The organism is Rudaea sp., from assembly GCF_036560865.1.
Taxonomy (GTDB): Bacteria; Pseudomonadota; Gammaproteobacteria; order Xanthomonadales; family Rhodanobacteraceae; genus Rudaea.
In genome coordinates, this window is sequence record NZ_DATBQK010000088.1 from 33,402 (window position 1) to 53,896 (window position 20,495).

At 62.4% G+C, this 20,495-nt stretch carries 17 protein-coding genes; 12 read left to right on the plus strand and 5 right to left on the minus strand.

Annotation, left to right across the window (positions count from 1 at the left end):
* Positions 1 to 19: 19 nt before the first annotated feature.
* Both VIE67_RS09195 and VIE67_RS09200 read left to right on the plus strand, forming a co-directional pair.
* Positions 20 to 583 (plus strand): TRAP transporter small permease, encoded by a 564-nt coding sequence (locus VIE67_RS09195; protein WP_332025454.1) that lies wholly within the window; start codon positions 20 to 22, stop codon positions 581 to 583.
* Positions 580 to 1,857: a TRAP transporter large permease gene (locus VIE67_RS09200; RefSeq protein ID WP_332025456.1), complete on the plus strand. Its 1,278-nt coding sequence runs from the start codon at positions 580 to 582 to the stop codon at positions 1,855 to 1,857. Before VIE67_RS09195 ends, VIE67_RS09200 begins: the two co-directional genes overlap by 4 nt.
* Here the strand turns inward: VIE67_RS09200 and VIE67_RS09205 are convergent.
* Both VIE67_RS09205 and VIE67_RS09210 read right to left on the minus strand, forming a co-directional pair.
* Positions 1,854 to 3,773: an LTA synthase family protein gene (locus VIE67_RS09205; protein ID WP_332025458.1), complete on the minus strand. Its 1,920-nt coding sequence runs from the start codon at positions 3,771 to 3,773 to the stop codon at positions 1,854 to 1,856. The two genes, VIE67_RS09200 and VIE67_RS09205, sit on opposite strands and share 4 nt — an antisense overlap.
* Positions 3,774 to 3,780: 7 nt before the next feature.
* Entirely contained in the window at positions 3,781 to 5,574 is a 1,794-nt protein-coding gene (locus VIE67_RS09210) for an LTA synthase family protein (protein WP_332025460.1), read from the minus strand.
* Positions 5,575 to 5,685: 111 nt separating this feature from the next.
* On the opposite strand from VIE67_RS09210, the gene guaB reads away from it, so the two are divergent.
* The 4 genes from guaB (at position 5,686) to tadA (ending at position 10,473) form a co-directional block, all read left to right on the plus strand.
* Positions 5,686 to 7,143 (plus strand): IMP dehydrogenase, encoded by a 1,458-nt coding sequence (gene guaB / locus VIE67_RS09215; RefSeq protein ID WP_332025462.1) that lies wholly within the window; start codon positions 5,686 to 5,688, stop codon positions 7,141 to 7,143.
* A 115-nt stretch (positions 7,144 to 7,258) separates the two neighbouring features.
* Entirely contained in the window at positions 7,259 to 8,902 is a 1,644-nt protein-coding gene (gene guaA, locus VIE67_RS09220; protein ID WP_332025464.1) for a glutamine-hydrolyzing GMP synthase, read from the plus strand.
* A gap of 25 nt (positions 8,903 to 8,927) precedes the next feature.
* Complete coding sequence (locus VIE67_RS09225) at positions 8,928 to 9,941, plus strand: zinc-binding alcohol dehydrogenase family protein (protein ID WP_332025466.1); 1,014 nt, start codon at positions 8,928 to 8,930, stop codon at positions 9,939 to 9,941.
* 34 nt (positions 9,942 to 9,975) lie between these two features.
* Positions 9,976 to 10,473 carry a tRNA adenosine(34) deaminase TadA gene (gene tadA, locus VIE67_RS09230; protein WP_414707331.1) on the plus strand — a complete coding sequence of 166 codons (498 nt, stop codon included), beginning with the start codon at positions 9,976 to 9,978 and terminating at the stop codon, positions 10,471 to 10,473.
* A gap of 15 nt (positions 10,474 to 10,488) precedes the next feature.
* Here tadA and VIE67_RS09235 read toward each other — a convergent pair whose 3' ends face one another.
* Positions 10,489 to 11,730, minus strand: a complete 1,242-nt coding sequence (locus VIE67_RS09235; RefSeq protein ID WP_332025468.1) for a polyhydroxyalkanoate depolymerase — start codon at positions 11,728 to 11,730, stop codon at positions 10,489 to 10,491.
* Positions 11,731 to 11,799: 69 nt separating this feature from the next.
* Between VIE67_RS09235 and VIE67_RS09240 the strand changes: the two genes are divergently transcribed.
* Positions 11,800 to 12,420 (plus strand): class I SAM-dependent DNA methyltransferase, encoded by a 621-nt coding sequence (locus tag VIE67_RS09240; protein ID WP_332025470.1) that lies wholly within the window; start codon positions 11,800 to 11,802, stop codon positions 12,418 to 12,420.
* A gap of 77 nt (positions 12,421 to 12,497) precedes the next feature.
* Here the strand turns inward: VIE67_RS09240 and VIE67_RS09245 are convergent, their stop codons facing one another.
* Entirely contained in the window at positions 12,498 to 13,832 is a 1,335-nt protein-coding gene (locus tag VIE67_RS09245) for a DEAD/DEAH box helicase (RefSeq protein ID WP_332025472.1), read from the minus strand.
* Positions 13,833 to 14,165: 333 nt separating this feature from the next.
* Here VIE67_RS09245 and VIE67_RS09250 point away from each other — a divergent pair, with 333 nt between their 5' ends.
* Positions 14,166 to 15,413, plus strand: a complete 1,248-nt coding sequence (locus VIE67_RS09250; protein ID WP_332025474.1) for an MFS transporter — start codon at positions 14,166 to 14,168, stop codon at positions 15,411 to 15,413.
* Positions 15,414 to 15,422: 9 nt separating this feature from the next.
* On the opposite strand, the gene VIE67_RS09255 is transcribed toward VIE67_RS09250, so the two are convergent.
* A complete protein-coding gene (locus VIE67_RS09255) occupies positions 15,423 to 15,923 on the minus strand; it encodes a C40 family peptidase (protein ID WP_332025476.1) in 501 nt (166 codons plus the stop codon).
* Between the two features lie 139 nt (positions 15,924 to 16,062).
* Here VIE67_RS09255 and VIE67_RS09260 point away from each other — a divergent pair, with 139 nt between their 5' ends.
* The 4 genes from VIE67_RS09260 (at position 16,063) to hutG (ending at position 20,480) form a co-directional block, all read left to right on the plus strand.
* The gene (locus VIE67_RS09260; RefSeq protein WP_332025478.1) at positions 16,063 to 16,545 is read left to right on the plus strand and encodes an FKBP-type peptidyl-prolyl cis-trans isomerase; all 483 of its coding nucleotides are present in this window, start codon (positions 16,063 to 16,065) and stop codon (positions 16,543 to 16,545) included.
* A gap of 157 nt (positions 16,546 to 16,702) precedes the next feature.
* Positions 16,703 to 18,427: an N-acyl-D-amino-acid deacylase family protein gene (locus VIE67_RS09265; protein ID WP_332025480.1), complete on the plus strand. Its 1,725-nt coding sequence runs from the start codon at positions 16,703 to 16,705 to the stop codon at positions 18,425 to 18,427.
* A complete protein-coding gene (locus tag VIE67_RS09270) occupies positions 18,427 to 19,686 on the plus strand; it encodes an NAD(P)/FAD-dependent oxidoreductase (RefSeq protein ID WP_332025482.1) in 1,260 nt (419 codons plus the stop codon). The genes VIE67_RS09265 and VIE67_RS09270 overlap by 1 nt, the downstream gene beginning before the upstream one ends.
* A gap of 14 nt (positions 19,687 to 19,700) precedes the next feature.
* Positions 19,701 to 20,480 carry an N-formylglutamate deformylase gene (hutG, locus tag VIE67_RS09275; protein WP_332025484.1) on the plus strand — a complete coding sequence of 260 codons (780 nt, stop codon included), beginning with the start codon at positions 19,701 to 19,703 and terminating at the stop codon, positions 20,478 to 20,480.
* Positions 20,481 to 20,495 lie beyond the last annotated feature (15 nt).

Below are 20,495 nucleotides of genomic sequence, written 5' to 3' on the forward strand. Positions count from 1 at the left end.
TCGTGAGTCCCGTTAGGTCATGAGCGAACCCTTATCGTCGATGCGACCGGTTGCGAAGATCGCCGCATGGCTGCAGCGCTTCGAAGAATGGCTGCTGGCCTTTCTGGTCCTTATCCTGGTGATCCTCGCCGGCGCGCAGATTTTCCTGCGCAACATATTCGGCGGCGGCATTTCCTGGGCCGATCCGTTCTTGCGCACGCTCGTGGTGTGGACGGCGATGCTCGGCGCGCTCGCTGCGGTGCGCGACGACAAACATATTGCCGTCGATGTGCTGCAGCGCTTTCTTCCCGCGGGCGCGCAACGCATCGCGCGCATCGTGACCTTGTTGTTTACCGCGGCGATCTGTGCGGCGATGGCCTGGTACAGCATTGGTCTGGTCAGCATCGACTTTGCCGAGTCATCGAGTGCGGCGGCGGCCGGCGCCATCAAGGCGATTCCGAGCTGGGTGCTCGAAAGTATACTGCCCATCGGCTTCGCGCTGATGGCGCTGCGTTTTGTCCTGCGCGCGTTCGCCGCACCCGCACATCCGCCCGAATTGCTGCACGATCCGGGCGCGCCGTCGGCCAAGGATGAGCAGCCGTGATCTGGCTGATTTCGGGCGCCTTGCTCCTGCTCGCGGCGCTCGGTGCGCCGCTGTTCGCGTTGATCGCAGCGATCGCCTTGTTCGGCTTCAACGCCTCGGGTCAACCCGGGACGGCGGTGGCGATCGAATTTTATCGACTCTCCGACATGCCTGCGCTGATCGCGATTCCGCTGTTCACGCTCGCCGGTTATCTATTGGCGGAAAGCCAGGCGCCGCGTCGGCTCGTGCGTCTGACCAATGCGCTGTTCGGCTGGTTGCCGGGCGGATTGGCCATCGTCTCGATCTGCGCCTGCGCATTCTTTACCGCCTTCACCGGCGCGACCGGAGTGACTCTCGTCGCGCTCGGCGCCGTGCTTTATCCGGCGCTGCGCCACGCGCATTACGACGAGCGCTTCTCGCTTGGCCTGCTCACCGCATCGGGCAGTCTGGGTCTGTTGCTCGCGCCGTCGATGCCGCTGATCCTGTACGGCGTAGTCGCGCAGCAATTCCACACCACACCACCGGTCGCGATCGATGCCCTGTTCAAGGCGGGTCTGCTGCCGAGTTTGCTGATGATCGTGCTGCTCTCGCTGTACAGCGCATGGCAGGCACGCGATGTGCCACGTCCGCCGCCGATCGCAGCCGGCGAGGTCTGGGCCGCGATCAAGGATGCCGCCTGGGAGCTGCCGCTGCCGTTCGTGATCCTGATCGGCATCTACGCGCATTTTCTCGCACCGTCCGAAGCGGCCGCGGCGACCACGTTGTACGTGCTGATCGTCACCGTGCTGATCCGGCGCGAAATCAAGTTCGTCGAACTGCCGCGCGTGATCCGCGAGGCGATGCTGCTGGTCGGCGCAATCCTGATCGTGCTCGGATTTTCGCTCGCGCTGACCAACTGGCTGATCGACGCCGACGTGCCGGAAGCGCTATTCGCCTGGCTGCAGGCCGGCATCGCGAGCAAGCTTGGATTTCTGCTCGTGCTCAACGCGTTCCTGCTCGTGTTCGGCATGCTGCTCGAGGGTTTTCCCGCGATCATTATCCTGGTACCGCTGGTGCTGCCGATCGCAATCCACTACGGCGTCGACCCCATCCATCTGGGCATCATCTTCCTCGCCAATCTGCAAATCGGCATCTTCCTGCCGCCCGCCGGCATGAACCTGTTTATCGCCAGCGCACGCTTCGGCCGGCCCGCAACGACCATCATCCGCGCCTGTCTGCCGTTCTACGCGATCCTGCTCGTGTGCGTGCTGATCATCACCTACTGGCCGGAGTTGTCGCTGGTGCTGGTTCGCTAAGGACGGGCCGGAGCTGGTGCTGGCGCACGCACCGGTGCCAGTTTCGGTGGACTGCGCAATCGCACGATGTAGTCGATCAGGTTTTCATCGACCGCGCCGCGACTCATGCGATCGATGAGAATTCCATCCATGATCTGTTGCCAGTCGGCGGGCCTGGGACCACTCCAGCGCGTGTCGTCGCCGTCGAGCACGATCTCGGCTTGCTGTTTGCCGAAGTAGATATCAATCTCGTCGCGTTTATCGCCACGTGCATGCACGACGTATTCGGCCGCCTGCGGTTGCACGCGCAAAAATACACCTTGATTCGGCGTGCGACACGATTCCGCTAAAGTCAGATCCGCGAGCGAGGGCAGGATATCGGTCTGCTGGAACTTGCCGGGTATGGCGCCGCGTGCGATCGGCAAATCTGTCGCGACGACAAACGGCGTGCGCGCCAGGGCGCTGTCGCCGAAACGCGCTACCTCGCTCGCTAGCAGCGGCGTCATGCTGCGATGATCGCCAGTGACCATCAGAATCCCGTTGCGGAAAAAGCCGCGCTTTGCCAGTTCGTCGTAAAACATGCCGATCTGCTTGTCGGCGTAGCGGAACACGCCGGCCTCGTCTGGTTGATCGGTTTCCGGATTGATGAAGGGTGGATGGGTGCTGACTGTCATCAGCAGCGAAAAAAAAGGTCCGCTGTCGCTGCGGTGATCGAGCCATTGCAAGAAACGCAGGTACAGCGCCTTGTCCTCGGCCGCGTTGAAGTGGCGCCGTTTCCAACCGTTGTAGAACGGCGCTTCGGCACCTTCCCATGAGTCGAATTTCAGGCTCTTCATCCACACCAGCTGGCCGAGAAACCCAAGCTCGCCGGTCGTGAAAAAGTGTACTTTGTAACCAGCGCCGTGCAGCGTATCAGGCAGCGCGCCTCGCGGCTTATCGAAACCGGCGAACGCATCAGCGCTCCGATAGCGGCCTATGGCAGGTATGGGCGCGCGGCCGGTGACGATCGATATCAGCCCGCCGTCGGTAGTGAATCCGTTCGCGATGAAGTCGGGGAAATAGGTGTGTTCACGCGCGATCGCGTCCAGATGCGGAGTGAGGTCGCGAAAGCCGCCGAACAACTGGCTGTGATGCATCGACAGCGACTCGACCGCGATCACGATAAAGTTCGGATGCTGTCCGGCACCGGGAGTGCAGACCGGCGCGGGTGGCGCGTACTCATGCGCGATCTTTTCCGCGAATTCTTTGCTGTAGGGCGTGTCGACGCCAAGATCGAGATTCGCTGCAGCGAGGTTTTGAAGCAGCTCATAGTGGATATATTTCATCGTCGCCGGTTGCCAGCGGCCGAGCAGGGCGAACAGCGCAGCGGCGACGAGGCAGAACGCGGCGAGACGAGGCCGCCGCGGGCGCGGCAGCAGGGCGAGTATCAGCACGACGCTGCCGATCAGCGCGACCAGCAAGGCCAGCTTGCCCGCCGTGGTCTCAAGAAACACGCCGCCGAATTGCACGATCGCGCTCAGTTCCTTGCCGAACTTGATCAGGTCGAACAGATACAGGCGCTGGGTCAGCGTCTTGGTGACCGTCACGTCGACGGCGTAGAGGCAAACCAGGATCGCGCTGAGCAGCAGCCATGGCAGTTGCAGCCAATAACGCCGCGTGAAAAACGTCAGGCTGACGAATGCCAGCAGCAACGCCAGCAGAGTCGCGTCCTGCTGCATCGCCGTGGCGCCCATGCACAGCGGACACTCGGCCAGGCCATTGGTAATTTCGAACAGCACCGTGCCGCGCAGCAGCATCAGGGCGAGGAAAAGAGCGACGATCGTGGCGGCGCCGATAACACCCGCGCGGCGCCGCGCGTTGCGGCCGGAACGTGGTTGCGTCGGCATCAACGGGTGCGGCGGTTGCGGCTTGCGGTTGCGAACATGCAAAAAACTCATGCGCGAATTAATCCGAACTTTTCGTTGCTGGCGCCTTCTGGCGCGCGATGCGATCCAGCAGAACACCGTCCATGATTTGTTGCCAGTTGGCCGGCTTCGGTCCGAGCCAATGGCTGCTATCGCCATCGAGGACCACTTCGCCCTGTTGATCGTCGAAAAACACGTCGATCTCATCGCGCTTGTCGCCACGGGCATGCAGGGAATAGGTTGGTGGCACTGGGTCCTCGCGCAGGAACACTCCCTGGCTGGGCAAGCGACACGCGGACGTCTGGATCAAGTCGGCCAACGACGGCAGGATATCCGTCTGTTGAAATGCTCCGTGCACCTCACCGCGAGCGAGCGCTAGATCGGTTGCGACGACCAGCGGCGTACGCGCGAGTGCCGTGTCGCCGAAACGCTTCATCTCGGCCGCCATGATCGGGGTCATGCTGCGATGGTCGCCGGTAATCAGCAGAATGCCGTTGCGGAAAAAGTCGCGCTTTTCCAATTCGGAATAAAACATTCCAATTTGTTCATCGGCATATTGAAAGGCTCCTTCTTCGCTTGGCGTGTCGGAGCGGGGGTCGATGAACGGCGGATGCGTGCTCACGGTCAACAGGAACGACATGAAGGGTTGCGTCTGATCGCGCTGCTCCAACCACTGCAGGAAACGCAGATACAAAGCCTTGTCTTCTGCGGCGTTGAAGTGACGCCGCTTCCAGCCGTTGTAGAACGGCGCTTCAGCGCCTTCCCATGAGTCGAATTGCAGATTCTTCAGCCACCGATCCTTGTTGAGAAATCCGAGGTCGCCCGTCGTGAAAAAATGCGTGGTGTAACCCGATGCGCGCAGCAAGTCCGGCATTGAGCCATGCGGTTCGGAGTACTCCAAAAACGTGTCGGCGCTTTGATAGCGTCCCATTACCGGGACGTGGCCGGTCAGTATCGCTATCAGCCCGCCTTCGGTGGTGAAACCGTTTGCGATAAAGTCCGGGAAGTAAGTGTGGCTTCGCGCGATTGCGTCCAGGCGCGGGGTGAGATTGCGAAACCCGCCAAACAGCAGACTATGGTGCAGGGAGAGCGATTCGACCGCGAGAATGATGATGTTCGGATGCTGCGCTTGTCCGGCAGTGCAGACAGGCGCAGGCGGCGAATATTCCCGCGCTATCTTTGCAGTGAACTCCTTGCTGTAAGGCGCGTAGACACCGAGATCGAGATTCGCCGCGGCCAGGTTCTGCAGCAATTCGTAGTGGATGTACTTCATCGTCGCCGGTTGCCAGCGGCCGAGCAGGGCAAACATAGCGGCGGCAACGAGCCCGAACGCTGCGAGGCGAGGCCGCCGCGGACGCGGCAGCAGGGCAAGTATCAGAATGACGCTGCCGATCAGCGCGACCAGCAGCGCCAGCTTGCCCGCCGTGGTCGCGAGAAATACGCCGCCGAATTGCACAATCGCGCTCAGTTCCTTGCCGAACTTGATCAGGTCGAACAGATACAGGCGCTGGGTCAGCGTCTTGGTGACCGTCACATCGACGGCGTACAGGCAAACCAGGATTGCGCTGAGCAGCAGCCACGGCAGTTGGAGCCAGTAGCGCTGCGTGAAAAACGTCAGGCTGACGAATGCCAGCAGCAACGCCAGCAGGGTCGTGTCCTGCTGCATCGCCGTGGCGCCCATGCACAGCGGGCACTCGGCCAGGCCATTGGTGATTTCGAACAGCACCGCGCCGCGCAGCAGCATCAGGACGATGAAAAGAGCGACGATTGTGGTGGCGCCGATCACGCCCGCGCGGCGCCGCACGTTGCGACCGGAACGAAGTTGCGTCGGCATCAGCGGGGGCGGCTGTTGCGGCTTGCGTCTGCGAACATGCAAAAACTCATGCGGGAATGAATCCGAATCCGTATAATAACGGGTTTATTCGCTCAGGCTTTCCCCCAAAGCATGCGTATTCTGACCGAAGCTCTGACCTTCGACGACGTCTCGCTCGTTCCCGCCTACTCGAACGTGTTGCCGCGCGACGTGAATCTTGCCACGCGTCTGACGCGCGATATCCGCCTGAACATTCCGATCCTGTCCGCCGCGATGGACACGGTCACCGAAGCGCGCCTGGCAATCACGATGGCGCAATGTGGCGGCATCGGCATCATCCACAAGAACATGTCGATCGAGCAGCAGGCGGCCGAAGTGCGCCTGGTGAAGAAGTTCGAAGCCGGCGTGATCCGCGATCCGATCACGGTGCGGCCGGATCTGTCGATCCGCGAAGTCATGCAGATCGTGCGCGCGCACAATATTTCCGGCGTACCCGTGGTCGACGGCAGCAAGCTCGTCGGCATCGTCACCAGCCGAGATTTGCGCTTCGAGAAGAAACTGGACGATCCGGTGGCGAACATCATGACGCGCCAGGACAAGCTCGTCACCGTGAAGGAAGGCGCCAGCGAAGACGAAGTCGTGCAACTGCTGCATCGTCACCGCATCGAGAAGGTGCTGGTCGTCAACGAGGCCTTCCAGCTGCGCGGCCTGATCACGGTCAAGGATATCCAGAAGGCACACGACAATCCGAACGCGGCCAAGGACCAACATGAGCGCCTGCGTGTCGGCGCGGCGGTCGTCACCGGCGGCGACACCGAGGAACGCGTCGGCGCGCTCGTCGAAGCCGGCGTCGATGTCATCATCATCGACACCGCGCACGGCCACTCGCAAGGGGTGCTCGATCGCGTGCGCTGGGTGAAAAAGTCCTTTCCGCAGATGCAGGTGATCGGCGGCAATATCGTCACCGGCGATGCGGCCAAGGCGTTGATCGACGCGGGTGCGGACGCGGTCAAGGTCGGCGTCGGGCCGGGATCGATCTGCACCACACGCGTGGTCGCCGGAGTCGGCGTGCCGCAGATTTCGGCGGTGGCGATGGTCGCGGAGGCAATCAAGGATTCGGGCGCTTGCTTGATCGCCGACGGCGGCATCCGCTATTCGGGCGATATCGCCAAGGCGCTGACCGCGGGCGCGGACTGCGTGATGATCGGCGGCATGTTCGCCGGCACCGAGGAAGCGCCCGGAGAAGTCGAGCTGTATCAGGGGCGCAGCTACAAGAGTTACCGTGGAATGGGCTCGCTCGGCGCGATGCAGAAAGGCTCGAAAGACCGCTATTTCCAGGACGATGCCGATCCGGACAAACTCGTGCCCGAAGGCATCGAAGGCCGCGTGCCATATCGCGGACCGCTGCGCAGCATCATCCATCAGCTCAGCGGTGGTCTGCGTTCGGCGATGGGCTACGTCGGCTGCGCCACGATCGACGAGATGCACAGCAAACCGCATTTCGTGCGCATCACCAGCGCCGGCATCCGTGAATCGCATGTGCACGATGTGGCGATTACCAAGGAAGCACCGAATTATCGGATGGATTAGACGGGTAGACGAAGAGTCGGGCAGACGCAGCGGCGAATGCACGGGGTCGATCCGTGACGACCAATTCCTTGGCGTTCCATCTCCTCGATTTCCCGTCTCCTCGTCTGCCCGATTTATGACCAACATCCACACCGACAAAATTCTGATCCTCGATTTCGGCGCGCAGTACACGCAGCTGATCGCGCGGCGTATTCGCGAGATCGGCGTCTACTGCGAGATCTGGGCCTGGGATCACGATCCCGCCGAGATTGCGAAGTTTGCGCCCAAGGGCATCATTCTTTCCGGTGGCCCGGAATCGACCACGCTCGACGACGCGCCGGACGCGCCGCAGCAGGTGTTCGACGGCGGCTTGCCGCTGCTGGGCATCTGCTACGGCATGCACACCATGGCCAAGCAGCTCGGCGGCAAAACCGAGGCTGAGTACACACGCGAATTCGGACATGCCACGCTGATGGTCACAGGGCGTTCTGCGCTGTTTGACGGATTGTCAGCAAGGGCTGAGGGCCGAGGGCTGAGGGCCGAAGATCAGGAGCAAGGTGACTCAGGTGGGTTGGCGTCCGACTCTCAGCCCTCAGCCCTTGGTCCTGCTTTCTCAGTGTGGATGTCGCACGGCGATCGCGTCACCGCGATCCCACCGGGTTTCGTCGTCACGGCATCGACATCCGACCTGCCGATCGCGGCGATGGTCGACGAAGCGCGCCGCTGGTATGGCGTGCAGTTCCATCCCGAAGTCACGCATACACAGCACGGCGGGGAAATCCTGCGCCGCTTTGTCGTCGACGTCTGTGGCTGCAAGACACTGTGGACGTCGGCCAATATCGTCGAAGACGCGGTGGCGCGCATCCGCGAGCAGGTGGGCTCCGGCCGGGTGCTGCTCGGCCTTTCGGGCGGCGTCGATTCTTCGGTGGTCGCCGCGTTGCTCAAGCGCGCGATCGGCGATCAGTTGACCTGCGTCTTCGTCGATACCGGCCTGTTGCGCTGGCACGAAGGCGATCAGGTGATGGCGACCGTGGCCGAGCACATGGGTGTGCATGTGATCCGCGTGAATGCGGCCGAGCGCTATTTTGCCGCACTCGCCGGAGTCGACGATCCCGAAGCGAAGCGCAAGATCATTGGTCGCTTGTTTATCGAGATCTTCGACGAGGAATCGACCAAGCTCGAAGGCGTCCGCTGGCTCGCTCAGGGCACCATCTATCCCGATGTGATCGAATCCGCCGGCAGCAAGACCGGCAAGGCGCATGTGATCAAGTCGCATCACAATGTCGGCGGTCTGCCCGAGGGCATGCGCTTTGAATTGATCGAGCCGCTGCGCGAACTGTTCAAGGACGAAGTGCGCCGCATCGGTGTCGAACTTGGCTTGCCGCGCGCGATGGTCTACCGCCATCCGTTCCCCGGCCCGGGACTCGGTGTGCGCGTGCTCGGCGAGGTGAAGCCGGAATACGTGGAACTGCTGCAGCGCGCCGACGATATCTTCATCGGCGAGCTGCGCGCGGCCGGTTTGTACGACAAGGTCAGCCAGGCGTTCGCCGTGTTTCTGCCAGTCAAGTCAGTCGGCGTGGTCGGCGACGCGCGTGCCTACGAATGGGTCGTCGCGCTTCGTGCGGTGGAGACGATCGACTTCATGACCGCGCATTGGGCGCATCTGCCGTACGAATTTTTGGCGAAAGTTTCAAATAGAATAATCAATGAATTACGCGGTATTTCTCGTGTAGTTTACGATATCAGTGGCAAGCCCCCGGCGACGATCGAATGGGAATGAACGCGCACGAAAACGGAGTCCGAGCATGAAAGCTGTCGGCTATTTCAAATCCTTGCCTATCGATCAGTCCGATGCGCTGGTCGATATCGAATTGCCCGAGCCCGCGCCGGGCGACTTCGACCTCTTGGTCGAGGTCAAGGCCGTATCGGTCAATCCCGTCGACACCAAGGTGCGCATGCGTGCCGCGTCGGTCGATGGCCAGGCGCGCGTACTCGGCTGGGACGCGACCGGTGTCGTGCGTGCGGTCGGCAACAAAGTCAGCCTGTTCGGGCCGGGCGATCGCGTCTGGTACGCAGGCGATGTCAATCGCGCAGGCAGCAACAGCGAGTTGCAACTGGTCGACGAGCGTCTCGTTGGGCGCATGCCGGTAAGCCTCGACTTTGCCGCGGCTGCTGCCTTGCCGCTGACCGCGATCACGGCTTGGGAACTGCTGTTCGACCGGCTCAAGGTGCAGACGGCCGATCCGACTCGTGACAACAAATTGCTGGTCATCGGCGCCGCGGGTGGCGTCGGTTCGATCCTGGTGCAGTTGGCGCGACAGCTCACGAGCTGGACAGTGATCGGCACAGCTTCGCGCCCCGAAAGCCGCGACTGGATCCTCGCACAGGGCGCGCATTATGTGATCGATCACGGCAAACCGCTTGCAACGGAATTGGTCAGTGCGGGACTGGGACAGGTCACGGCCGTGATCGGCCTGACTCACACCGACGATTATCTGGCGCAGATCGTCGAGGTGCTGGAACCCGAGGGTCAGCTCGCGTTGATCGACGATCCAAAAGCGCTCGATGTGCTGCCGTTCAAACGCAAGTCGCTGTCGGTGCACTGGGAATCCATGTTCACGCGCTCGACATTTGCAACGACGAATCGCATCCGTCAGCACGACGTGCTGTGTCAAGTGGCAACCCTGATCGATCGCGGCGTGCTGCGCTCCACCGCGGCCGAGCAGTTTGGCCGCATCAATGCCGCAAATCTCAAGCGCGCGCATGCGCTGCTGGAGAGCGGTCGTGCGCGCGGCAAGATCGTGCTGGAAGGGTTCTGAGTCATGGCCTTTTCTGCACACTGATCGGATCAAGATGACAACCACGCCTCTCGAAGCGCAGCAGCCGATGACGTTCAGCGCCGACGATGAGCGCCATATGCGCCGCGCGCTCGAACTCGCCGCGCATGCGCGCGACGCGCACGAGGAAGTGCCGGTCGGTGCGGTGCTGGTGCGCGATGGTGCGGTCATCGGCGAGGGCTGGAATCGCGGCATTTCCGACTGCGATGCGAGTGCGCATGCCGAGATCGTCGCGTTGCGCGATGCCGGAACCCGCGAACGGAATTATCGTCTGCCCGGATCGACGCTATACGTCACCTTGGAGCCTTGCGCGATGTGTGCCGGGGCGATCGTGCATGCGCGCATCTCACGCGTTGTGATTGCCGCCGATGATCCGAAAACCGGTGCGGCAGGCAGCGTGTTCGATACCCTGATCTCGCCGCTGCACAACCATCGCGTGGATGTCGCACGTGGTTTGCTAGCGGCGCAGGCCGGCGAGATGCTGCGCGATTTTTTCCGACTGCGGCGCAGCTGAGGCCGCGCGATCGCGTCAGGCGTGTTTGCGGATGAACTCGCGCACGTCGGGATAGACGCTCTCGCGCCAGCGGCGGCCGCTGAAGATGCCGTAGTGGCCCGCGCCTTTCACGGTCAGATGTTTCTTGTTCGTGCTTTTTATACCTTTGCACAAATCATGCGCGACTTCGGTCTGGCCGAGGCCGGAGATGTCGTCGAGTTCGCCCTCGATCGTGAACAGCGCGGTGCGCTTGATGTCCTGCGGCTTGACCAGCTTGCCTTGCACCTTCCACGTGCCGCGCGGCAGCGCATGCTCCTGGAACACGGTTTTCACCGTGTCGAGGTAGTACTCCGCGGGCATGTCGAGCACAGCGTTGTATTCGTCGTAGAACTCGCGATGCGCCTCGGCATCGTCGAGATCGCCGCGCAACAGGTCCTCGTAAAAATCGTAGTGCGACTGGAAATGCCGGCTCGGGTTCATCGCGACGAAACCGGCGTGCTGCAGGAAACCGGGGTAGACGCGGCGGCCTGCGCCGGGATAGTTCGTCGGCACATCGTTGATCACATTGGTCTGGAACCACGAAATCGGCTGCGTGGTGGCCAGATCGTTGACCTTGGTCGGACTTTTGCGCGTATCGATCGGGCCGCCCATCATGGTCATCGTGCGCGGCGTGACCTCGCCGGCCGAAGCCATCAGCGCGATCGCCGCGAGCACGGGCACGGTCGGCTGGCACACCGAAATCACATGCAGATGCTCGGCGCCGATATGGCGGATGAACTCCTGGATGTAGGCGACGTAATCGTCGAGGTGAAACGGGCCCTTGTCGGCCGGCACCATGCGCGCGTCTATCCAGTCGGTGATGTAGACCTTGTGATCCTGCAGCAGGGTGCGCACGGTATCGCGCAGCAGGGTGGAGTGGTGGCCGGACAAAGGCGCGACGACCAGCACGGCCGGGTCCTGCTTCAGTTTCTTGAGCGTTGTCAGTTCGTCGCTGTAGCGCTTGAAGCGGGTCAGATTGCAGAACGGTTTGGCCAAGGCGACCTGCTCGACGATCGGCACCTCGCTGTCGTGCGCGCGCACCGAGCGGATATTGAACGCGGGTTTTTCGTAGTCCTTGCCCAGGCGGTAAAGCAGCTCGTAGTTCGCCGCCATGCGGTGCGCACCGGGCAGCCGCGACAGCCAGCTGTCCTTGGATGAAAACATGCGCACGCCACTTTCCGACCAGGTGATGAGCGGATTGAGCAGGGTACGATTGAATTCGTGCAGCTGATACAGCATGGGTAGGGCCGATGTGAGGACGCGCTATCCTATGCCCCATTGCGCTGCACCGCAACAAAGAAGGTCACGATGACTGCATCCCGGAAAATATACGATCGCACGTACTTCGACCGCTGGTATCGCGATCCGCGCCATGCGGTGAACTCACGCAGCCTGCTCGAACGCAAAGCCGCGCTCGCGATTGCGGTGGCCGAATACTATCTCGGCCGCCAAGTGCGCAACGTGCTCGACGTCGGCTGCGGCGAGGGCACTTGGCGCGCGTCGCTTAAAAAATGGCGGCCGGCGATCGACTATCTGGGCATAGACAGCAGCGAATATGCGATCGCGCGCTACGGTCGCACGCGCAACCTGCGTCTGGCCAATTTCGGCCAGCTCGACGAATTGCGCCTCGCCGCGGGCTTCGATCTGATCGTCTGTTCCGACGTGATCCACTATCTGCACGCAGCCGAGCTGCGCCGAGGCCTCTCGGGCATCGCCGCGATGCTCGACGGCGTGGCCTTCCTTGAATTATTCACGTCGCGCGATGCGCCAGACGGCGACAAGCGCGGCTTCATCGCGCGCTCGCCAAAATGGTATTTATCCACCTTTACGCAGGCTGGACTGACTGCGTGCGGATCGCATTGCTATCTTGGGCCGCGACTCAATACGTCGGTCGCGGCGTTGGAAATTTTGCCAAGCTTCAAAAAATAGCCCTCGCTGCAGCGAAAGCCGCTTTCGTTAAATTGGGGCGAGAGCTGGATCCCGGCTTTCGCCGGGATGACGAGCTTTTAGGCCTTGCGCGCATCCCGGTCGCCGCGCCACTGACGCTGCTTGTTGGCTGCGGCGTGCGGCTTGGCGTGCGCCTTCGCCGGGGCGTGCGGGCGGCGTGCATGGTTCTGATTGCGCGGCGCAGGCCGGTGAGAGCCGTGATTGCCGCCGCCGGAGCCATCCATCTGCAAGGGCTGGTTCGGCTCGAATCCTGCGACGGTTTCGATCGCGATATCCTGCTTGAGCATGCGCCGGATATCGCGCAGCAGACCCGATTCCTCGCGAGCGACCAGCGACACCGCGAGACCTTGCGCCCCCGCGCGGCCGGTGCGACCGATGCGATGCACGTAATCCTGCGCGACCATCGGCAGATCGAAGTTGATCACCACCGGCAGCTGGTCGATGTCGAGACCGCGCGCGGCGATATCGGTGGCGACGAGGACGGTGATCTTGCCGCTCTTGAACTCTTTCAACGCCTTCGTGCGCGCGCCCTGGCTCTTGTTGCCGTGGATCGCACTCGTGCGCAAGCCGGATTTCTCCAGGAACACGGCAAGCTTGTCCGCGCCATGCTTGGTGCGGCTGAACACCAGCGTCTGCCGGCGGCTGTCAGCAGCCATCAGGTGCAGGAGCAGATCGCGCTTGCGCGCGGCATCGACCGGATGCACGAGATGCGTCACGCCTGCAGCGATGCTGTTGCGCGCGGCGACTTGGATCTCCGCCGGATCGCGCATGAACTGAGCGGCAAGTTGCTTGATTTCGTCGGCGAAGGTGGCCGAGAACAGCAGGGTCTGGCGATTCTGCTTCGGCAGCACGCCGAGGATGCGCCGGATCGCGGGCAGGAAGCCCATGTCGAGCATGCGATCGGCTTCGTCGAGCACGAGGATTTCGATGCCGGACAGATCCGCCGTGCGGCGTTCCAGATGATCGATCAGGCGGCCGGGCGTGGCAACGATGATATCGACGCCGCGGCGCAGTGAGTCGAGCTGCGGAGCCATGCCGACGCCGCCGAAGATCACTGCGCTTTGAATGCGCAGATACTTGGCATAGCCGCGAATACTGTCGTGCACCTGCGCGGCGAGTTCGCGTGTGGGCGTGAGGATCAGCGCGCGCGGCTTGCGCCTGGCGCCGTTGGTTGCTGGGCCGTTGGGGGCGGTGCCGTTTGGAAACAGGCGCTGCAGCAGCGGCAGCGCGAACGCGGCTGTCTTGCCGGTGCCGGTTTGTGCGCCGGCAAGCAGATCGCGGCCGGACAGCACGACCGGAATCGCGGCGTCCTGGATTGGCGTGGGCGTGTCGTAGCCGTGTTCGGCCAGCGCGCGCAGCAGGGCGGGCGCAAGCCCGAGAGTGTCAAATGACATTTGGAAAACTCCTTAGGTGTTCCGCGCGCAAGCACGCGGGTTCCTGATCGTTGTTCGACCAGAAACTTCATAAACCCGGAGCGTTCCCGATAAACCGCGCCGCAGGCAAAAAGACGATGCCGCGCCGGGAATTATGGCGTGGATCGAGGGGCGTCGTAACCGAGTGGTGCAGACCGATGCCGCGAGTGGAACTCGCGAATCAGATCGACCGTAAGGGAAAAACGGAGGGGCGACGCGGTGAAACTTCGTTGAGTATACTGCAAAACCGCTGTGCTGTGTGAACCGATCGGGAATTCCTGCTGTAGCATCTGCCGAAAACATCGGGAGCTGACCATGCTGAGCGAACTGCGTGCGTTGAATTCCGTCCAGCGCAAGACCGTGCTGGCGAGCTTTCTCGGCTGGACCCTGGATTCGTTCGACTACTTCGTGCTGATCTACGCGGTCAAGGCGATCGCCGGCGATTTCCATGTCGGTCGCGAAGACGTCGCGCTCGCGATCACCCTGACCCTTGCCGCGCGTCCGTTTGGCGCCTACGTGTTCGGACGCCTCGCCGATCGCTGCGGCCGGCGGCCGATCCTGATGCTCGACATCCTGCTGTTTTCGGTGTTCGAGCTCGCCTCGGCATTCGCGCCGTCGCTCACGGCCCTGCTGATCCTGCGCACACTGTTCGGTTTCGCGATGGGTGGCGAATGGGGGCTGGGCGCATCGTTGACGATGGAGATCATTCCGGAAAAATCGCGCGGCGTCGTTTCGGGCCTGCTGCAGGAAGGCTATGCGGTCGGCAGCCTGCTCGCAGCGCTTTTGTTCGGATTGTTGTTCGATCGTATTGGCTGGCGCGGAATGTTCATCGTCGGCTTCGTGCCCGCGCTGCTGGTCGTCTATATCCGTGCGCACGTGCCCGAATCGCCGGTGTGGGAACAGGTGCAGAAGAAACCCGCGGCGGAACGCAGCGGCATGGTGGCGATGCGCGGTCTGTGGGGACGCGCGTTCTACATGGTCGTGCTGATGACGGCATTCACCTTTTTCAGCCACGGCACGCAGGATCTGTATCCGACGTTTCTGCAGGTCGAACACGGATTCGACGCCGGCCTGACCAGCAAGCTCGGCCAGTTCGGCCAGGTCGGCGCGATCCTCGGCGGCTTGACGATCGGCGCGCTGTCGCAGCGCATCGGACGCAAGCGCGCCATCATCCTGGCCGCGCTGCTCGCATTTCCGGTTCTGAAACTTTGGGCGTTCAGCGACAGCGCCCTCTGGCTCGCTCTCGGTGCGTTCGCCATGCAGTTCTCGGTGCAGGGTGCGTGGGGCGTGATTCCGGTCCACTTGAACGAACTCTCACCCGATTCGGTGCGTGGCACGTTGCCGGGTCTGACCTATCAGATCGGCAATTTCATTTCCTCGATCGTGCCGTGGTTGCTGGCCTTGCTCGCCGAGCACAATGGCAAGCAATACGGATTCACCATGGCGGTATTCATCGCCGCCGTCGTCATCGTGCTGATCGCGATTACCGCATTCGGGCCCGAGGCGAAGGGCGTGCGATTCGGCGATGCGCCGTTGAAAGGGGCGCCTGCTGCGAATTCCTAGCGGGCGATATCACAGCGGCACGCGTCTTGCGTCGCTGTAGTGCTGGTCCCAGTAGGGATTGCTGAGATAGTCGAGGCGCACCGTGCCGCCCTCGTTGGGCGCGTGCACGAAACGATCCTGGCCGACATAGATGCCGATGTGGCTGACGCCGCTGCCGGAGGTGTGGAAGAACACCAGGTCGCCGCCCTGTAGGCGGTCGCGGCGCACGTCGGCGAGATCGACCGCGTAGATATCCTGCACGGTGCGCGGCAACGGGATTCCTGCGACTTCGCGGAACACGAAGACGATCAGCCCGCTGCAGTCGAAACCGCTCTGCGGCGTATTGCCGCCCCAACGATATGGGGTGCCGACCAGACCGATCGCGCGGAACAGGATGTCGTTTGGCCCGACCTCGCCCTTGTGCGCTGGCAGCGGCGTGTAGCCTGGTGGCACAGGCTTTGGCCGCGATCCGCTGCACGCGGCGAGCGTGGCGAGGACAAGGATCGGAACAAGGCGAAGGCAACGGCGCATCGGCGCGAACGTTCGGGTAATCCGCTCGCGCTGTCAATGCGCTGCCAATGCGCTGCCGCGCCGCGGGTTGAGTGCGAAGATCACAACGCCGTCGCGCTGGTATACTTTCGCGCCGCAAACGTGACCAATGGGAATCCAGATGAAAGCAGAGAAAGACAAAGTTGTAGCGTTCCATTACCACCTCGCCGATGACGCGGGCGCTGCGCTGGATTCCTCGCGCGCCAGCGAACCGCTGACGATTCTGTTCGGTCACGGCGCGATCATCCCCGGACTCGAACAGGCGCTGAGCGGGCACGAGGCAGGCGATCGCTTCAATGTCAGCGTGCCGCCCGCAGAAGGCTATGGCGAACGCAGCGAAAATCTGACCCAGCGTGTCCCGAAAAAATATTTCCGCGATGCCGCGCGTCTGCAACCGGGGATGACCACGGTGTTGAGCACACAGGAGGGCCAGCGCCCGGTGCAGGTGCTCAAGGTCGGGTCGAGCGTGGTCGATGTCGATCTCAATCATCCGATGGCTGGCAAGACCTTGCACTTCGATATCGAAATCGTCGATGTGCGCGAGGCATCGTCCGAAGAGCTGGCGCACGGGCATGTGCACGGACCTGAAGGACATCATCACTGACGAATAGTTTTTTGCTCGTCATTCCAGCGGAAGCTGGAATCCAGCTTTCGGCATTCGCATTTGCCTGGAGAGCTGGATGACCAGCTTCGCTGTTGTAAAGCGCCTCCGGCCTTCGCCGGAGTGACGGTCTGAGCTTTTTGCACTCGCGGAGAAAATCATGGTGCGTTGGGTTGCTGCGGTCCTGACTCTCGTTGCGTTGCTTTCGGCATGCGACGGCAGGGAATATTCCCGCGGGCATCGCCCTCATCTGGCAAAGGGCGACGATTACGACCTTATCATCCGCCACGGCAGCGTCTATGACGGCAGCGGCGCCGCAGCGTTGCAAACGGATGTCGGTGTGCGCGGCGAACATATCGCAGCAATCGGCGACCTGTCGAAAGCGCACGCGGTGCGCGAAGTCGAGGCCAAGGGCCTAGCTGTCGCGCCCGGGTTCATCAACATGCTGTCGTGGGCGCCGGATTCGCTGTTCATCGACGGCCGCTCGATGTCGGATATCAAGCAGGGCGTCACCCTCGAAGTCTTCGGCGAAGGCGAATCGCTCGGGCCGCTGACGTCGCAAATGCGTGAAACGGCACTCAAGAATCAGGGCGATCTGAAGTACCCCATTCAGTGGCTCGGCTTCGGCGAAGGGCTCGACGCGCTGGTCAGGCATGGCATTTCGCCGAATATCGCATCGTTCGTCGGGGCGACCACGCTGCGCATCCACGAAATAGGTTATGTCGATCGCGCGCCGACGGCGGACGAACTCGCGCGCATGCAGGAACTGACGCGCCAGGCGATGCGCGAAGGCGCGGTCGGCGTTGGTTCGGCGCTGATTTACGCGCCGGCGTTCTACGCGAAAACCGATGAGCTCATTGCCATCGCCAAGGCCGCGGGCGAATCCGGCGGCGGTTATATCTCGCACATCCGCAGTGAGGGCAATCGCTTGCTGCAAAGCGTCGACGAACTGATCCGCATCGCGAGCGAGGCGCACGTGCATGGCGAGTTCTATCACTTCAAGGCGGCCGGCGAGCAAAACTGGTCCAAGCAAGCGCAGGCGATTGCGATGATCGAGCACGCACGCAGCCACGGTCTGGATATTTCCGCAAATATGTACACGTATACCGCCGGCGCCACCGGTCTCGATGCGGCGATGCCGCCGTGGGTGCAGGAAGGTGGGCTCGACGCATGGATCGAACGCCTGCGCGATCCGAAAATCAGAGCGCGTGTGATCCGCGAGATGCAGACGCCGACCGACGCCTGGGAAAACCTGTTTCTTGCGGCAGGCAAGCCCGAGAACGTGCTGCTGGTCGCGTTCAAGAATCCCGCGCTTAAACCGTTGACCGGCAAGACGCTGGCCGAAATCGCCAAGGCGCGCGGCAAGTCTCCCGCAGAGACCGCGATCGATCTGGTTGTCGAGGATCACAGTCGCGTCGGCACCGTATACTTTTTGATGTCGGAGGAAAACGTCAGGCAGGCGATCGCGTTGCCGTGGATGTCGTTCGATTCCGACGAAGGCTCGTTCGCGCCGGAAGGCGCGTTCCTGCTGTCGCAACCGCATCCGCGCGCCTACGGCAATTTCGCACGCCTGCTCGGCAAGTACGTACGCGAAGAACACGTGACCACGCTCGAAGACGCGATTCGCCGCCTAACCTCGCTGCCCGCGCACAACCTGAAATTGCACGAGCGCGGCGAACTGAAAACCGGCTATTTCGCGGATATCGTGATCTTCGATCCGGCGACGATCGCCGACCACGCGACCTACGCCGAACCACAGCAGTACGCCACCGGCGTGCGCGACGTATTCGTCAACGGTACGCAGGTGCTCAAGGACGGCGAGCATACCGGCGCGAAGCCCGGCCAGTTCGTGCATGGGCCGGGCTACGTAGCGAACATGAAATAGTGGCTGCTTCGCGCAAATCCGATGTGTTGATTCTCGGCGGCGGCGTGATCGGCCTCGCCTGCGCGCACTATCTGCTCAAGGCCGGTCGCAACGTCACCATCATCGAACAGAATACGCTGGCCAGCGGATCCTCGCACGGCAACTGCGGCACGATCACGCCGAGCCATGCGCCGCCGCTTGCGCAACCGGGCATGATAGCCAAGGCGCTCAAGTGGATGTTGACGCCCGATGCACCGTTCCGCGTCGCACCGCGGCTGGATTTGCCGCTGTTCGAATGGATGCTGCAGTTTGCTCGGCACTGCAACTGGCGCGACTACGAGCGCATTGCCGCGGCCAAGGCGCCGCTGCTGTTGCGTTCGCGCCAGCTGATCGGTGAGCTGGTGCAGGCGGAAAATCTCGATTGCGAATTCGCGCAAAGCGGCACGCTGTATGTGCATCGCGACGCGGCTGCATTCGAGCAGGCGAGCGGTATGCCGAAGATGCTGGCCGAACTAGGCATCGTGATGCAGGTGATCGACGCCGCGCGCTGCCGCGAGATGGAGCCTGCGCTGAACGACAGCATCGTCGGGGGCTATTTCAATCCGGGCGACGCGCGCTTGCGCCCGGATCGCTATGCAGCCGAGCTTGCGCGTGTGGTCGAGGCAAAAGGCGGGGAAATAATCGAGTCCACCAGGATTGACGGCTTCCGCATCGAGCACGACCGCATTGGCGCGGTACTGACCGACCACGGCGAATTCAATGCACAGGACATTGTGTTCGCGCTCGGCGCCTGGTCGCCGCAACTCGGACGCAAGCTCGGCCTGCGCATCCCGATTCAGCCCGGCAAAGGCTATTCGATCACCTATACGCGTCCGCCGCGCGCTCCGCGGATTCCGCTGACCTTGCGGGAGCGCAGCGTTTGCGTGACGGCGTGGGATTCCGGTTATCGCCTCGGCAGCACGATGGAATTCGCCGGCTACGACGCTTCGCTCAATCGCGCGCGCCTCGATGCCTTGAAGCGCGGCGCCGCGGAATATCTGATCGAGGCCGAGGGCCCGCAGGTTGTCGAGGAGTGGTACGGCTGGCGGCCGATGACCTACGACGATCTGCCGATCCTCGGTCGCGCCGCAAACCTGAAAAACCTGATGCTCGCCACCGGACACGGCATGCTCGGCGTTACCCTGTCGGCAGTGACCGGCGAGATGATCGCCCAGCTATTGAGCGGCCGCGAAAGCGTGCTCGATCCCGCGCCGTTCAGTCCGGCACGATTCGGCATCTGAGGCAGGCATACAGAATGGATATTTATACTTTGTATCGCGGCACCGCGCCGCTATTCGTTTCGCTGCCGCACGATGGCACGGCGGTGCCGGACGATATCTCCCCACGTCTGACACCCGCCGCGTGCCGCGTGCCGGATACGGATTGGCACGTCTCTCGCCTGTACGCGTTTGCGCGCGAGCTGGGCGCGTCGATGATCGTGCCGAAGTACTCGCGTTACGTGGTCGATCTGAACCGGTCGCCCGACGATGTGTCGCTTTACCCGGGGCAGAATACGACGGGCTTGTGCCCGCGTGTGGCTTTTACCGGCGAGCCGATCTACTTGCCTGGCGAAGAGCCCGCGGCGGAAGAAATCACCCAGCGCGTCGAGCAATATTGGCGGCCGTATCACACCGCGCTCGCAGGGGAAGTCGAGCGGATCAGGCAGCAGCACGGTCGCGTCGTGTTGTGGGAAGGGCATTCGATCCGCAGCGTGTTGCCGTTCCTGTTCGACGGGCGTCTGCCTGATTTCAATCTCGGCACCGCGGCTGGTGCGAGTTGTTCGCCGCCGTTGCAGCGGCGGCTCGAATCGGTGCTGGAATCGCAGAAGCAGTATACGTTTGCCGTGAACGGGCGCTTCAAAGGCGGCTATATCACGCGCCACTACGGCGGCCCCACGCACGGCGTCGAAGCCGTGCAGCTCGAACTTGCGCAATGCAATTACATGGATGAGGACTCGTTTGCGTATGCCGCCGAGCGCGCGGCGCCGACGCAGGCATTGATCCGGATGTTGCTTGAACAGACACTCGACGTTTGAAGCGAGGCGGACGAT